The sequence below is a fragment of the Streptomyces sp. SID12488 genome (genome assembly GCF_010548275.1).
Lineage (GTDB): Bacteria > Actinomycetota > Actinomycetes > Streptomycetales > Streptomycetaceae > Streptomyces.
This window is the reverse complement of record NZ_JAAGLT010000040.1, coordinates 1-14,759: the sequence shown is the minus strand read 5'-3', so window position 1 is coordinate 14,759 and position 14,759 is coordinate 1. Positions and strand designations below refer to the sequence as shown.

The window sequence follows — 14,759 nt, the reverse complement described above, 5'->3', positions numbered from 1 at the left end:
GCCCTTCTGTGAATGATCGCGACGGCTGGTCGGACCGCGCGCGTGGGTCGAACCGTGTCGGCCCGGCGGGCGTACACGGTGTTGTCGTCCTCGTCCCCGTGTCCTTGTGTCCGCACGTGCGTACGCGGCCGTTCACCGCCCCGAGTTCTCCCGCATTGAAGCGTGTTGACCAAGGCGCGACAACACCTGAGGCGCAACACGCGCAACCGCCGAGGCTCTCGCTTCCCTGTTCACCCCTCTTTGGGGACCGGGGGCGTCGGTCCCCGGGATCACCGCGCTGTCACACCCCGCCAGTAGGGTGTGAGACATGGCCGACCCCTCCAGCTACCGCCCCAAGCCGGGACAGATCCCGGACTCTCCCGGGGTGTACAGATTCCGCGACGAGCACCGCCGGGTGATCTACGTCGGGAAGGCGAAAAGCCTGCGCCAGCGCCTGGCCAACTACTTCCAGGATCTGGCCGGCCTCCACCCGCGCACCCGCACGATGGTGACCACGGCCGCCTCCGTGGAGTGGACGGTGGTGTCCACGGAGGTCGAGGCGCTTCAGCTGGAGTACTCCTGGATCAAGGAGTACGACCCCCGTTTCAACGTCAAGTACCGCGACGACAAGAGCTACCCGTATCTCGCGGTGACGATGAACGAGGAGTACCCGCGCGTTCAGGTGATGCGCGGTCAGAAGCGCAAGGGCGTCCGCTACTTCGGGCCGTACGGGCACGCGTGGGCGATCCGCGACACCGTGGACCTGCTCCTGCGCGTCTTCCCGGTGCGCACGTGCTCGGCCGGCGTCTTCAAGAACGCCGCCCGCACCGGCCGCCCCTGCCTCCTCGGCTACATCGGCAAGTGCTCGGCGCCCTGCGTCGGGCGGGTCTCGGCCGAGGAACACCGCGACCTGGCCGACGAGTTCAGCGACTTCATGGCCGGCCGCACGGGGACGTACATCCGCCGCCTCGAACAGCGGATGACGGAAGCGGCCGAGGAGATGGAGTACGAAAGGGCGGCCCGTCTGCGTGACGACGTCGAGGCACTGCGGAAGGCCATGGAGAAGAGCGCGGTCGTGCTCGCCGACGCGACCGACGCCGATCTGATCGCGGTCGCCGAGGACGAGCTGGAAGCGGCCGTGCAGATCTTCCACGTACGCGGTGGGCGGGTGCGCGGCCAGCGGGGCTGGGTGACCGACAAGGTCGAGGAGATCACCACCGGGGCACTGGTCGAGCACGCCCTCCAGCAGCTCTACGGGGAGGAGAAGGGCGACTCCGTGCCCAAGGAGGTCCTCGTCCCCGCGCTGCCCGATCCCGTGGAGCCCGTCCAGGAGTGGCTGGCCGAGCGGCGCGGATCCGGCGTGTCCCTGCGCATCCCGCAGCGCGGCGACAAGAAGGCCCTGATGGAGACCGTGCAGCGCAACGCGCAGCATTCGCTCGTGCTGCACAAGACCAAGCGCGCCTCCGACCTGACGACCCGCTCGCGTGCCCTGGAGGAGATCGCCGAAGCTCTCGATCTGGACAGTGCCCCGCTGCGGATCGAGTGCTACGACATCTCCCACCTCCAGGGCGACGACGTGGTGGCCTCGATGGTCGTCTTCGAGGACGGCCTGCAGCGCAAGAGCGAGTACCGCCGCTTCCAGATCAAGGGCTTCGAGGGGCAGGACGACGTCCGGTCCATGCACGAGGTCATCGGCCGTCGCTTCAAGCGCTACATCGCCGAGAAGGAGAAGACCGGGGAGTGGGCGGACGGCCAGGAACCCGGCCAGGAAGCCGGCCCTGGCACCGGTCAGGAAATCGGTCGGGAACCCGGCGAGGAGCTGAAGGACGACGAGGGGCGGCCCAAGCGGTTCGCCTACCCGCCGCAGCTCGTCGTCGTCGACGGCGGGCAGCCGCAGGTCGCCGCCGCCCAGCGGGCGCTGGACGAGCTGGGCATCGACGACATCGCCGTCTGCGGCCTCGCCAAGCGCCTGGAGGAGGTCTGGGTGCCCGGCGAGGACGACCCGGTGATCCTGCCCCGCACCAGTGAGGGCCTGTATCTGCTCCAGCGTGTCCGTGACGAGGCCCACCGCTTCGCGATCACCTACCAGCGCGTCAAACGGGCCAAACGCTTCCGGGCGAGCCCGCTGGACGACGTGCCCGGACTCGGCGAAACCCGGAAACAGGCGCTGATCAAGCATTTCGGCTCGGTGAAGAAGCTGCGGTCCGCCACAATCGACCAGATCCGCGAGGTTCCCGGTATAGGCCTCAAGACGGCCGAGACGATCGCCGTGGCCCTCGCACAGGCGGCCCCGGCCGCACCCGCCGTGAACACGGCGACCGGAGAGATCATGGATTACACAGCAGACACGCCAGACGCGTCGGACACAGCAGACACGCAGGACGGGGCACCCGGTACGAGGGCGGATGTCCCGGGGGAGCCCGTAGCCGCGGGCGCCCCGGACGAGCGACGGGGGCAGGAGACATGACCGAGCACGACGAGGCACCGAAGGCCGAGCACACAGCGGTGGGTCAGGCAGGTCACAGGGAAGCGGGCGATGATCGCTCGCGACACGCCGAGGGCCCGGCACCGGGCGACGCGGCGCTCCAGGAACCACCGGGCCAGGAAGACGGAGAGCAAGTGGGTACGGGCATCGAGACAGCCGGGGTCGCCGAAGTGGCCATCCCCGAGCTGGTGATCATCTCCGGCATGTCCGGAGCCGGCCGTTCGACGGCAGCCAAGTGTCTGGAGGACCTCGGCTGGTTCGTCGTCGACAACCTGCCGCCCGCGCTGATCCCCACCATGGTGGAGCTCGGCGCCCGTTCCCAGGGCAACGTCGCCAGGATCGCGGTCGTCGTCGACGTACGCGGCAGGCGTTTCTTCGACAACCTCCGCGAGTCGCTCGCCGATCTGGCGGCGAAGGGCGTCACCCGGCGGATCGTCTTCCTGGAGTCGTCGGACGACGCCCTGGTGCGCCGTTTCGAGTCGGTGCGCCGGCCGCACCCCCTCCAGGGGGACGGCCGCATCGTCGACGGCATCGACGCCGAGCGCGAACTGCTGCGCGAACTGCGCGGCGACGCCGACCTGGTGATCGACACCTCCAGCCTCAACGTGCACGAACTGCGCGCCAAGATGGACGCCCAGTTCGCCGGCGACGAGGAGCCCGAGCTGCGGGCCACGGTGATGTCCTTCGGCTTCAAGTACGGCCTCCCGGTCGACGCCGACCTGGTCGTGGACATGCGGTTCCTGCCCAACCCGCACTGGGTCCCGGAACTGCGCCCCTACACCGGCCTCAACGAGGAGGTGTCGGCGTACGTCTTCAACCAGCCCGGCGCCAAGGAGTTCATCGACCGGTACACCGAGCTCCTCCAGCTCATCGCCGCCGGATACCGCCGCGAAGGCAAGCGCTATGTGACGATCGCGGTCGGCTGCACGGGCGGCAAGCACCGTTCGGTCGCCACTTCCGAGAAGCTCGCCGCCCGCCTCGCCTCGCAGGGCGTGGAGACCGTGATCGTGCACCGGGACATGGGACGGGAATGACGGGACGTACACCGCGGCTGAGCAGGCTGCGCCGGGTCGCCGGCGAGGGCCGCGCGGGCCGGCCCGTCGAGGCCCGGGGCGCCAAGCCGCGCCGCCGGGGCGCCCAGCCCAAGGTCGTCGCCCTGGGCGGCGGCATGGGCCTGTCCGCCTCGCTCGCCGCACTGCGCCGGATCACCGGCGACCTGACCGCCGTCGTCACCGTGGCCGACGACGGGGGCTCCAGCGGGCGCCTGCGTGACGAGCTGGGCGTCCTGCCCCCCGGTGACCTGCGCAAGGCCCTGGCCGCCCTGTGCGGCGACGACGAGTGGGGCCAGACCTGGGCCCGCGTCATCCAGCACCGCTTCCAGTCCAAGGGCGACCTGCACGAACACGCGGTCGGCAACCTGCTGATCGTCGCCCTGTGGGAGCAGCTCGGCGACCACGTCCAGGCACTCGACCTGGTCGGCAGGCTCCTGGGCGCGCACGGCCGTGTCCTGCCGATGTCCGCCGTACCCCTGGAACTGCAGGCCCTGGTCAAGGGCCACGACCCGGAGCGGCCCGACGACGTCGACACCGTACGGGGACAGGCGACCGTCGCGTTGACGCCCGGTGAGGTGCAGAGCGTGCATCTCGTGCCGAACGACCCGCCCGCCGTCCCGGAAGCCGTCGCGGCGGTCCTGGACGCCGACTGGGTGGTTCTCGGGCCGGGCTCCTGGTTCTCCTCCGTGATCCCGCACCTGCTGGTGCCCGAACTGCTCGACGCGCTCACCGAGACGAAGGCCCGACGGGTACTCTCGCTGAACCTCGCGCCGCAACCCGGAGAAACCGATGGCTTCTCCCCGCAGCGTCATTTGGAGGTTTTGGGACGACACGCCCCTAAACTCGCCCTGGACGTGGTGCTGGCCGACGAGGCCGCCGTGCCCGATCGCGACTTGCTGACCGATGCCGCCAAACGGTTCGGTGCCGCGGTCGAGCTGGCGCCGGTGGCCCGGACCGACGGATCTCCTCGGCACGATACGGAGCTGTTGGCCGCCGCGTACGACCGTATTTTTCGGATGCATGGAAGGATCGGCCCATGGCGATGACGGCAGCGGTGAAGGACGAGATTTCCCGGCTCCCCGTCACCCGTACCTGCTGCAGGAAGGCGGAGGTCTCTGCCATTCTGCGGTTCGCCGGCGGCCTCCACCTGGTGAGCGGGCGCATCGTGATCGAGGCGGAGCTGGACACCGCGATGGCGGCCCGTCGGCTCAAGCGGGACATTCTTGAGATTTTCGGCCACAGCTCGGAACTGATCGTGATGGCGCCCGGCGGACTTCGCCGCGGCTCCCGTTACGTGGTCCGGGTGGTCGCGGGCGGCGACCAGCTGGCCCGCCAGACAGGGCTCGTGGACGGCCGTGGACGGCCGATCAGAGGGCTGCCCCCGCAGGTGGTCTCCGGGGCGACCTGTGACGCGGAGGCGGCCTGGAGAGGCGCCTTCCTGGCCCACGGCTCGCTCACCGAGCCGGGACGTTCCTCGTCCCTGGAGGTGACCTGCCCGGGCCCCGAGGCCGCGCTCGCCCTTGTCGGCGCCGCCCGGCGTCTCTCGATCGCGGCCAAGGCCCGCGAGGTGCGGGGCGTCGACCGGGTCGTCGTCCGGGACGGGGACGCGATCGGCGCCCTCCTCACCCGGCTCGGCGCACACGAGTCCGTGCTGGCCTGGGAGGAGCGGCGGATGCGCCGCGAGGTCCGCGCCACCGCGAACCGCCTAGCCAACTTCGACGACGCCAACCTGCGCCGTTCCGCGCGCGCCGCGGTCGCCGCCGGCGCCCGGGTCCAGCGCGCGCTGGAGATCCTCGCCGACGAGGTCCCCGAGCACCTCGCGGCGGCCGGCCGGCTGCGCATGGACCACAAGCAGGCCTCCCTGGAGGAGCTGGGCGCCCTGGCCGACCCGCCGCTGACCAAGGACGCCGTCGCGGGCCGGATCCGCCGGTTGCTCGCCATGGCCGACAAGCGGGCCCAGGACCTCGGTATCCCGGGGACGGAGTCCAACCTCACCGAGGAAATGGCCGACGCGGGCTGACGGAGCCTCAACTCGCCGGTACCGGTACCCGCTTCGGGTGCCGGTATCGGCGTTTGTCAGTTGTTGGTGCCCCCTTGACTGGATCATGAACTGTCATGAGCCTGGCATCTGGTCCGCCACTGCGGTGGACCATCGCTAGGGGGGTACATGAGACGCAGAGCGAGAACGATCCTCGCCGCCGGCGCACTCCTGCTGGGCGGCGCGGGACTCGCGCCCGTCGCCGTGGCCGCGGAGGACGCCGGTACGCCGGGCGCCGACGAGGTCAAGGTCTTCCGCGCCGAGGTCACGAAGGCGCAGATACCCCTGCTCCTCGCGACCGGTCAGGACGGTCACGAACTCGGGGAGCAGGCACCGGAGAAGGGCACGGCCACGGTCGAGGTCTACCTCACCGACAAGCAGGCCGACCAACTGGAGGACAAGGGCGTCCGCCTCAAGGAGCACACGCTCACCGCGAAGGCACGCGCACGCGTGGCCGCCGCCGGCGACGGTGTCTACCGGCCGTACAGCGGAGCGGGGAACCTCAAGGAGGAGATCCTCCGGACCGCGCAGGAGAACCCGGCCCTGACCAAGGTCGTCTCCATCGGCAAGACCCTTCAGGGGCAGGACATCCTCGCGCTCAAACTGACCAAGGGCGCGAAGAAGGGCAAGGACGGCGCCAAGCCGTCCGTCCTGTACATGTCCAACCAGCACGCGCGTGAATGGATCACGCCGGAGATGACCCGGCGTCTGATGCACTACTACTTGGACAACTACTCCAAGGACCGGCGCATCAAGAAGATCGTCGACTCGACCGAACTGTGGTTCGTCCTCTCCGCGAACCCCGACGGCTACGACTTCACCCACCGGGCCGACGGCGACCGCCAGTGGCGCAAGAACATGCGGGACGTCAACGGCGACGGCGCCACCACCATCGGCGACGGCGTCGACCTCAACCGAAACTTCGCCTACAAGTGGGGCTACGACGACGAGGGCTCGTCCCCGTTCCCCACCAGCCAGACCTACCGAGGTGCCGGACCCAACTCGGAGCCCGAGACCAAGGCCCTGGACGCCTTCGAGAAGCGCGTCGGCTTCGAGTACGGCATCAACTACCACTCCGCCGCCGAGCTCCTCCTCTACGGGGTCGGCTGGCAGGTGGCTTCGCCCAGCCCCGACGACGTCCTCTACAAGTCGCTCGCCGGTACCCCGGAGAACTCCGCGATCCCCGGCTACCACCCCCAGCTCTCCTCCGAGCTGTACACCACCAACGGCGAGGCGGACGGCCACGCGGCCAACGTCAACGGCACGGCGATGTTCACCCCGGAGATGTCGACCTGCCAGACCGTGTCGAACCTCTACCCGGACGACGCCTGGAACGCGGCCGACTGCGCCTCGGTCTTCACCTTCCCGGACGACGAGAAGCTGATCCAGCAGGAGTTCACCAAGAACATCCCGTTCGCCCTGTCCGTCGCCGAGTCCGCGGCCAAGCCCGACCAGCCGAAGTCCTCGGTCGGCGTCGACGCCCCGGACTTCACCCCGGCCCCGTTCACCACCTCGTACTCGCGTGGCGCCGACCAGGAGATCTCGGTCGTCGTACGCAAGTCCGTGCGCGACAAGGAACTCAGGTACCGCGTCAACGGCGGCCGTACGGAGGACATGGCGCTCAAGGCGTGGAAGGGCGGCGAGACCTTCGGCGGTGACGACAACCTGTACTTCGACGAGTACCGCGCCAAGGTCGCCGACGGCGATCCGGGCGACAAGGTCGAGGTCTGGTTCACCGGCGAGACGAAAGCCGGAAAGCCCACCAAGAGCACGCGGTTCACGTACACGGTCGCCGAACGGCCGCGCGCCGACACGCTCGTCGTCGCCGAGGAGGGCGCGACCGCCGCGCAGACCCAGGTCTACGTCGACGCGCTGAAGGCCAACGGCAGGAAGCCGCTCGTCTGGGACGTCGCCACCCTGGGCGCACCCGACGCGCTGGGTGTGCTCGGTCACTTCAAGACGGTCGTCCACTACACCGGTGCCGTACGGCCCGGCAACGCCACTCAGCTCCAACTGCGCGCCTACCTCAACGCCGGCGGCAAGCTGGTCGAGGCCGGCGAGAGCGCGGGAGGCTCCGTCGACCTCGGCGGGGGCACCCTGTCGAACGACTTCAGCCAGTACTACCTGGGCGCCTACACCCGTACGACCACACCCTCGGCCAAGGCCTTCAACGGCTCCGGGAAGCTCACCGGCTTCACGGGCGCCCTCGGTGACGCGCCGGGCAACCCGCTGAACGCGGCCGGCTCTTTCAGTGTCACCTCGGACACCCTGCCCGTGGCGACGTACCCGCAGTTCGCCAGTGCGGGCGCGGGCGGATATCCCGGAACCGCAAACCCGTTCGGCCCGTACGCGGGCTCCTTCATGGCGGCCGTCAAGCACACCGACTACGCCTGGAACCGTCTCACCCGCACCATCGACCTCACCGGGGTGAGCGCGGCAGCCGCGCCCACCTTCCGTACCCAGCTCCTGTGGGACACGGAGGAGGGCTACGACCACGCCGTGCTCGAAGCCCACACGGCCGGGGCCGACGACTGGACCACGCTCCCGGAGAAGGGCGGCGCCACCAGCACCACGGTGCCGGCCGAGTGCGAGGCCGGGTACTTCATCCAGGGCCACCCCGCGCTCACCCGCTATCTGACCCTCGGCTCGGGCGGCTGCACGCCCACCGGGACCAGCGGCTCCTGGAACAGCTTCACCGGGGCCTCCGCGGGCTGGCAGGAAGTCAACTTCGACCTCTCGGCCTACGCGGGCAGAACGGTGGAGATCTCGCTCAGCTACATCACCGACCCCGGTTCCGGCGGTCGCGGCGTCCTCGCCGACAACGCCACCGTCGTGACCGGCGGCACGGCGGGCGCGGTCGAGGGCTTCGAGACGTCCCTGGGCGCCTGGAGCACCCCCGGACCGCCCGCGGGCAGCCCGGCGGTCATCAGCGACTGGGGACGCTCGGGCGAGCTGTTCAAGACGTACGGAGCGGTCACCACCGATGACACCGTGCTGCTGGGCTTCGGCCTGGAGCACGTCACCACGGCGGCTGACCGGAAGGCACTCCTCGGCAAGGCACTGGCCGCGCTGAAGAACTGATCAGGCCCTGTTCATCGGGTGATCGCACCGATTTCGATCAGGTGATCGCGGTGCAGAACCTGGGCGGTCCGTACCCCTACTGGCGGGTACGGGCCGCCCTGCCGTGTATGGGGCATCTCGATGTCACCACCCGGGCCTCAGAGAGGTAGGGTCGTAGGCGGTCGGGGACATCCCATACAACTCGCCGGCACGAAAGCCGGCGTACCTAACGAGGAGATCGGTTCGTGACGATCCGCGTAGGCATCAACGGCTTTGGCCGCATCGGTCGTAACTACTTCCGCGCGCTGCTGGAGCAGGGTGCTGACATCGAGATCGTGGCTGTCAACGACCTGGGTGACACCGCGACCACAGCTCATCTTCTGAAGTACGACACGATCCTGGGTCGTCTCAAGGCTGAGGTGACGCACACCGCCGACACGATCACCGTCGACGGTCACACCATCAAGGTGCTCTCCGAGCGCGACCCGGCCGACATCCCCTGGGGTGAGCTGGGCGTCGACATCGTCATCGAGTCGACCGGCATCTTCACCAAGAAGGCCGACGCCGCGAAGCACATCGCCGGCGGCGCCAAGAAGGTCCTCATCTCGGCTCCGGCCTCGGACGAGGACATCACGATCGTCCTCGGCGTCAACGAGGACAAGTACGACGCGGCGAACCACCACATCATCTCCAACGCCTCCTGCACCACCAACTGTGTGGCGCCGATGGCCAAGGTTCTCCTGGAGAACTTCGGCGTCGTCTCGGGCCTGATGACCACGGTCCACGCCTACACCAGCGACCAGCGTCTCCAGGACTTCCCGCACAAGGACCTGCGCCGCGCCCGCGCCGCCGCCGAGAACATCATCCCGGCGAGCACCGGTGCGGCCAAGGCCCTCGGCGTGGTCATCCCGGAGCTGGCGGGCAAGCTCAACGGCATGGCGATGCGTGTGCCGGTCCCGACGGGATCCGTCACCGACCTGGTCGTCGAGACGGAGCGCGTGGTGACCAAGGAAGAGGTCAACGCCGCGTTCCAGAAGGCCGCCCAGGGCGAGCTGAAGGGCTACCTGGACTACACCGAGGACGCGATCGTCTCCTCGGACATCGTCGGCTGGCCGGCCTCCTGCACCTTCGACTCCTCCCTGACCATGGTGCAGGGCAACAGCGTGAAGATCATCGGCTGGTACGACAACGAGTGGGGCTACTCCAACCGCCTCGTCGACCTCACGGTCTTCGTCGGCAACCAGCTCTGAGTACCGGAGCAGGCACTTCGATGTGAGCACAGGGCTCGGGCAACGCAACGCGGCGTTGCCCGGGCCCTGTGGCACGTACTGATCGATCCGGCCCTCCCGGACAAAAGAGCCCTCCCTAGGAGTCCCCTTCATGAAGACGATCGACGAACTCCTCGCTGAAGGAGTCGACGGCAAGCGGGTCTTCGTCCGCGCCGACCTGAACGTGCCGCTGGCCGACGGCGTCATCACCGACGACGGCCGCATCCGGGCCGTCCTGCCCACCGTCAAGGCCCTCGCGGACGCCGGTGCCAAGGTCGTCGTCGCCTCCCACCTGGGCCGCCCCAAGGGCGCCCCGGACCCCGTCTTCTCCCTGCTGCCCGCCGCCGAGCGCCTCGGTGAACTCCTGGACGCCCCCGTGGCCTTCGCCCAGGACACCGTCGGCCCCGCCGCCCACGACGCGGTGAACGGCCTCCAGCCCGGCCAGGTCGCGGTCCTGGAGAACCTGCGCTTCAACGCCGGTGAGACGTCGAAGGACGACACCGAGCGCGGTGAGTTCGCCGATCAGCTCGCCGCCCTGGCCGATGTCTACGTGGGCGACGGCTTCGGCGCCGTGCACCGCGGACACGCCTCGGTTCTCGACCTGCCGGCCCGTCTGCCGCACTACGCCGGCTACCTCATCGCCACCGAGGTCGGCGTACTGAAGAAGCTCACCGAGGACGTCAAGCGGCCGTACGTCGTCGTGCTGGGCGGGGCCAAGGTCTCCGACAAGCTCGCCGTCATCGACCAGCTGCTCGGCAAGGCCGACCGCATCCTCATCGGCGGCGGCATGGTGTTCACCTTCCTCAAGGCCAAGGGCTACGAGATCGGTGCCTCCCTCGTCCAGGAGGACCAGCTCCCGGTCGTCAACGAGTACATCGAGCGCGCGGAGAAGAACGGCGTCGAGCTGATCCTCCCGGTCGACGTGCTGGTCGGCTCCGGGTTCCCGGACCTGAAGACCAAGGCTCCCGCGAACCCCACCACCGTCGCCGCGGACGCGATGCCCGCCGGCCAGATGGGCCTCGACATCGGTCCGGAGTCCAGCACGCTGTACGCCTCGAAGCTCGCCGACGCCGCCACCGTCTTCTGGAACGGTCCCATGGGCGTCTTCGAACACCCCGACTACGCCGAGGGCACCAAGGCGGTCGCCCAGGCTCTCCTCGACTCCCCGGCGTTCACGGTCGTCGGCGGCGGAGACTCCGCCGCCGCCGTGCGCATCCTGGGCTTCGACGAGAACGCATTCGGCCACATCTCGACCGGTGGCGGCGCCTCCCTCGAATACCTCGAGGGCAAGACGCTCCCCGGTCTCGCCGCACTGGAAGGCTGACCCGCACATGACCACTCGTACGCCGCTGATGGCGGGCAACTGGAAGATGAACCTCAACCACCTCGAGGCCATCGCCCACGTCCAGAAGCTCGCCTTCGCCCTCGCGGACAAGGACTACGACGCCTGTGAGGTCGCGGTTCTGCCGCCCTTCACCGACCTGCGTTCGGTACAGACCCTGGTCGACGGCGACAAGCTCAAGATCAAGTACGGCGCCCAGGACATCTCCGCGCACGACACGGGCGCCTACACGGGCGAGATCTCCGGCCCGATGCTGGCCAAGCTCAAGTGCACCTACGTGGCGATCGGTCACTCGGAGCGCCGCCAGTACCACAACGAGACCGACGAGCTCGTCAACGCCAAGGTGAAGGCCGCCTACAAGCACGGCCTCACCCCGATCCTGTGCGTCGGCGAGGAGCTGGAGGTCCGCGAGGCGGGCAACCACGTCTCCCACACGCTCGCGCAGGTCGAGGGCGGCCTCAAGGACCTCCCGGCCGAGCAGGCCGAGACCATCGTGATCGCGTACGAGCCCGTCTGGGCCATCGGCACCGGCAAGGTCTGCGGTTCCGACGACGCCCAGGAGGTCTGCGGGGCGATCCGCGCGAAGCTCGCCGAGCTCTACTCCCAGGACGTGGCCGACGCCGTACGCATTCAGTACGGCGGTTCGGTGAAGTCCGGGAACGTCGCCGAGATCATGGCGAAGCCCGACATCGACGGCGCGCTGGTCGGCGGTGCCGCGCTGGACGCCGAAGAGTTCGTCAAGATCGTTCGGTTCCGCGACCAGTGAGTATGCGCTAGCGGAGATCCGTCGTACCCTGGCGGGGCCGAAACTAGTATTTGGTGCGCCGAGCGTTCCGAATGAGAGTTCCGGCCCCGTAGTCCATCAGAATCCGAGGAAGTTGGTCCAGCCGTGGTTTTGGGGTTCTCGATCGCCCTGATCGTCTTCAGCCTGCTGCTGATGCTGCTCGTGCTGATGCACAAGGGGAAGGGCGGCGGCCTCTCCGACATGTTCGGTGGCGGCATGCAGTCGTCCGTCGGCGGCTCCTCGGTCGCCGAGCGCAACCTGGACCGCATCACCGTGGTGCTCGGTCTGCTGTGGTTCGCGTGCATTGTGGTGCTCGGCATCCTGATGAAGGTGAACAACTGATCAGCGGCTGACACCGGTCGTCAAATATCGGTACGACAGCACATTACGCACGCACATTCCGCACGTAAGGCCCCATGTTCGGTACGCCCCGCCAAGGGCGGCCTATCATGGGGCTTGCGTCTTGGTGCAGGGCCTGTAACTCCAAGCACTGGACGCGCGTTGGGCCTTACGTAGACTGAGGCGCTCGCAACGAAGCGAAAACGTCGACTCGCTTCGCGGCACCATTACGCAGGGAGTTACGACCGTGGCAAGTGGCAACGCGATCCGAGGAAGCCGGGTCGGGGCGGGGCCGATGGGCGAGGCCGAGCGTGGCGAGTCCGCGCCACGGCTGCGCATCTCCTTCTGGTGCTCCAACGGACACGAGACGGTGCCCAGCTTCGCCAGCGACGCGCAGGTTCCCGAAACCTGGGACTGCCCGCGCTGCGGCTTTCCGGCCGGACAGGACCGGGACAACCCACCGGCCCCGCCGCGAACCGAGCCGTACAAGACGCACCTGGCGTATGTACGGGAACGGCGCAGCGATGCGGACGGCGAGGCGATCCTCGCCGAGGCGCTCGCCAAACTCCGGGGCGAGATCTAGAAGTTGACGGCCGGTCAGACACCGAGAGGTGCCTGACCGGAGCCGTTTTACGGGGCGTCACCCACCGGCTCCCCGACCGATTGTCAGTGGTGCCCTCTACGGTTTGTGAATCGGCGAACCGCGAGGGGGAATGGTGACGACGGTCGAGTTGGCGGGAGCGCGTGTGCCCGCGTGGCGCGGGGGATTCGGACGGCTGTGGAGCGCCGCCGTACTCTCCAGCTTCGGCGACGCACTGCGCACGGCCGCGTTGCCCCTGCTCGCCACGACACTCACCGACAAGCCTCTGCTCATCGCCTCCGTGACGGCCTGCGGCTATCTGCCCTGGCTCGTCTTCGGCCTGCTCGGCGGGGCCGTCGCGGACCGGGTCGACCAGCGCCGCGCCATGTGGACGGTGGATGCGCTACGAGGGCTGCTGGTCGCCTGCTTCGCCGTGGCCGTCGGCCTCGGGCACGCCACGATCGGCCTGCTCATCGCACTCGCCTTCGCGTTGACGACCCTTCAGACCCTCTTCGACAACGCCTCGACGGCCCTGTTGCCGACCCTGGTCGACAAGGAGGCGCTCGGCGGCGCGAACGCCCGTCTGATGACCGGTCAGCGCGTCGCGGGCGGTCTGCTGGCCGGTCCGGTGGTTCCGGTACTGATCGCGCTGGGCGCGGCTGTTCCCTTCGCGGCCGACGCCGTCACCTTCCTGATCGGGGCGGCCCTGGTCGCCTCGCTGCGGCCCGACGTGTCCGCGCGGGCGCCGAGACCGGCGGGCAGCACCCTGCGCGCGGAGATCACGGCCGGCCTGCGCGCCCTGTGGCACGACGGGCCGTTGCGTGGCCTGTGCGCAGCCACGGCACTGTGCAACGTGGGCATGGGTGCTCTCATCGCCACCCTCGTCCTGCTGGTGACCGACTGGCTGGACGCGGGCAACGGAGGGTACGCGGCGGCGATGACCGCGTACGCGGTCGGCAGCCTCGCCGGCGGTGCGCTGAACGGCAGGCTCGTCGGCCGGCTCGGGCGGTTACGGGCGGTGCTGCTCGCCGGTACGGTGCAGATCGGCGCGCTGGTCGTCATGGGCTCGGTGCGCAGGCTGGCCGCGCTGGTGGCCGCCTTGGCGGTGTTCGGGCTCATGGGAATGGTGTGGAACGTCAACGCGACGACCCTGATGCAGAGCCGCAGCCCGGCCGAAATGCTGGGCCGGGTCAGCTCGGCCTTCCGTACGCTGGCGGTCGCCGGAGCGCCGCTGGGCGCGCTGCTGGGCGGAGCCGTCGCGACGGCGTGGGGACTCAACACACCGGCACTGCTGGCCGCCGCTTTCTTCGTTCTTTCGGTCATCGCGCTGATACCGGCGCTTCGGTCGGACGTATCTGTCGGCGAAGACATATCTGTTGTTGGGCCGGGTGACGGTACGACGGCAGTTCGACCAGCAAGCTGATCAATTAGGTTGGGGCCGGCAGCGGGGGCCCAGGCAGGAAAGAGGCGGAAGTCCGAGATGAACGCAGACAGCCGTAGCAGGCTCAACCAGACGCCCGAGTGGACGGCCCTGGCCAAGCACCGTGAGGAGCTGGCGGACGCCCATCTGCGGGACCTGTTCGCGACCGATCCCGGGCGCGGTGCCGGGTACACCCTCCAGGTCGGTGATCTGCACATCGACTACTCCAAGCACCTCGTCACCGACGAGACGCTGCGGCTGCTGCGCGAGCTGGCCGCCACGACGGATGTGTTCGGGCTGCGGGACGCCATGTTCCGCGGTGACCGGATCAACATCACCGAGGACCGTGCGGTGCTGCACACCGCGCTGCGGGCGCCGCGGGACGCGGTGGTCGAGGTCGACGGTGAGAACG

At 69.1% G+C, this 14,759-nt stretch carries 11 protein-coding genes and 1 pseudogene; all 12 read left to right on the top strand.

The window, feature by feature from the left end:
• The first annotated feature begins 307 nt into the window (after nucleotides 1–307).
• The gene (uvrC, locus tag G3I56_RS38245; RefSeq protein WP_164417326.1) at nucleotides 308–2,446 is read left to right on the top strand and encodes an excinuclease ABC subunit UvrC; all 2,139 of its coding nucleotides are present in this window, start codon (nucleotides 308–310) and stop codon (nucleotides 2,444–2,446) included.
• Entirely contained in the window at nucleotides 2,443–3,498 is a 1,056-nt protein-coding gene (rapZ, locus tag G3I56_RS38240; RefSeq protein ID WP_164417324.1) for an RNase adapter RapZ, read from the top strand. The genes uvrC and rapZ overlap by 4 nt, the downstream gene beginning before the upstream one ends.
• Nucleotides 3,495–4,562: a uridine diphosphate-N-acetylglucosamine-binding protein YvcK gene (gene yvcK, locus G3I56_RS38235; protein WP_164417321.1), complete on the top strand. Its 1,068-nt coding sequence runs from the start codon at nucleotides 3,495–3,497 to the stop codon at nucleotides 4,560–4,562. Before rapZ ends, yvcK begins: the two co-directional genes overlap by 4 nt.
• Nucleotides 4,553–5,536 (top strand): DNA-binding protein WhiA, encoded by a 984-nt coding sequence (gene whiA, locus G3I56_RS38230; protein ID WP_053744887.1) that lies wholly within the window; start codon nucleotides 4,553–4,555, stop codon nucleotides 5,534–5,536. Before yvcK ends, whiA begins: the two co-directional genes overlap by 10 nt.
• Nucleotides 5,537–5,683: 147 nt before the next feature.
• Nucleotides 5,684–8,635 (top strand): M14 family metallopeptidase, encoded by a 2,952-nt coding sequence (locus G3I56_RS38225; protein ID WP_164417319.1) that lies wholly within the window; start codon nucleotides 5,684–5,686, stop codon nucleotides 8,633–8,635.
• A 224-nt stretch (nucleotides 8,636–8,859) separates the two neighbouring features.
• Nucleotides 8,860–9,864 (top strand): type I glyceraldehyde-3-phosphate dehydrogenase, encoded by a 1,005-nt coding sequence (gene gap / locus G3I56_RS38220; RefSeq protein ID WP_164417317.1) that lies wholly within the window; start codon nucleotides 8,860–8,862, stop codon nucleotides 9,862–9,864.
• Between the two features lie 130 nt (nucleotides 9,865–9,994).
• Entirely contained in the window at nucleotides 9,995–11,206 is a 1,212-nt protein-coding gene (locus G3I56_RS38215) for a phosphoglycerate kinase (protein WP_164417315.1), read from the top strand.
• 7 nt (nucleotides 11,207–11,213) lie between these two features.
• On the top strand, nucleotides 11,214–11,990 hold the full coding sequence (tpiA, locus tag G3I56_RS38210; RefSeq protein ID WP_164417313.1) for a triose-phosphate isomerase: 777 nt from the start codon (nucleotides 11,214–11,216) through the stop codon (nucleotides 11,988–11,990).
• Nucleotides 11,991–12,119: 129 nt separating this feature from the next.
• Nucleotides 12,120–12,350 carry a preprotein translocase subunit SecG gene (gene secG / locus G3I56_RS38205; RefSeq protein WP_055529234.1) on the top strand — a complete coding sequence of 77 codons (231 nt, stop codon included), beginning with the start codon at nucleotides 12,120–12,122 and terminating at the stop codon, nucleotides 12,348–12,350.
• Nucleotides 12,351–12,594: 244 nt separating this feature from the next.
• The gene (locus G3I56_RS38200) at nucleotides 12,595–12,930 is read left to right on the top strand and encodes an RNA polymerase-binding protein RbpA (protein WP_082412914.1); all 336 of its coding nucleotides are present in this window, start codon (nucleotides 12,595–12,597) and stop codon (nucleotides 12,928–12,930) included.
• A gap of 133 nt (nucleotides 12,931–13,063) precedes the next feature.
• Nucleotides 13,064–14,350 carry an MFS transporter gene (locus tag G3I56_RS38195; RefSeq protein ID WP_343240180.1) on the top strand — a complete coding sequence of 429 codons (1,287 nt, stop codon included), beginning with the start codon at nucleotides 13,064–13,066 and terminating at the stop codon, nucleotides 14,348–14,350.
• Nucleotides 14,351–14,407: 57 nt separating this feature from the next.
• A pseudogene (locus G3I56_RS38190) lies at nucleotides 14,408–14,759 on the top strand (glucose-6-phosphate isomerase); the annotation flags it as partial.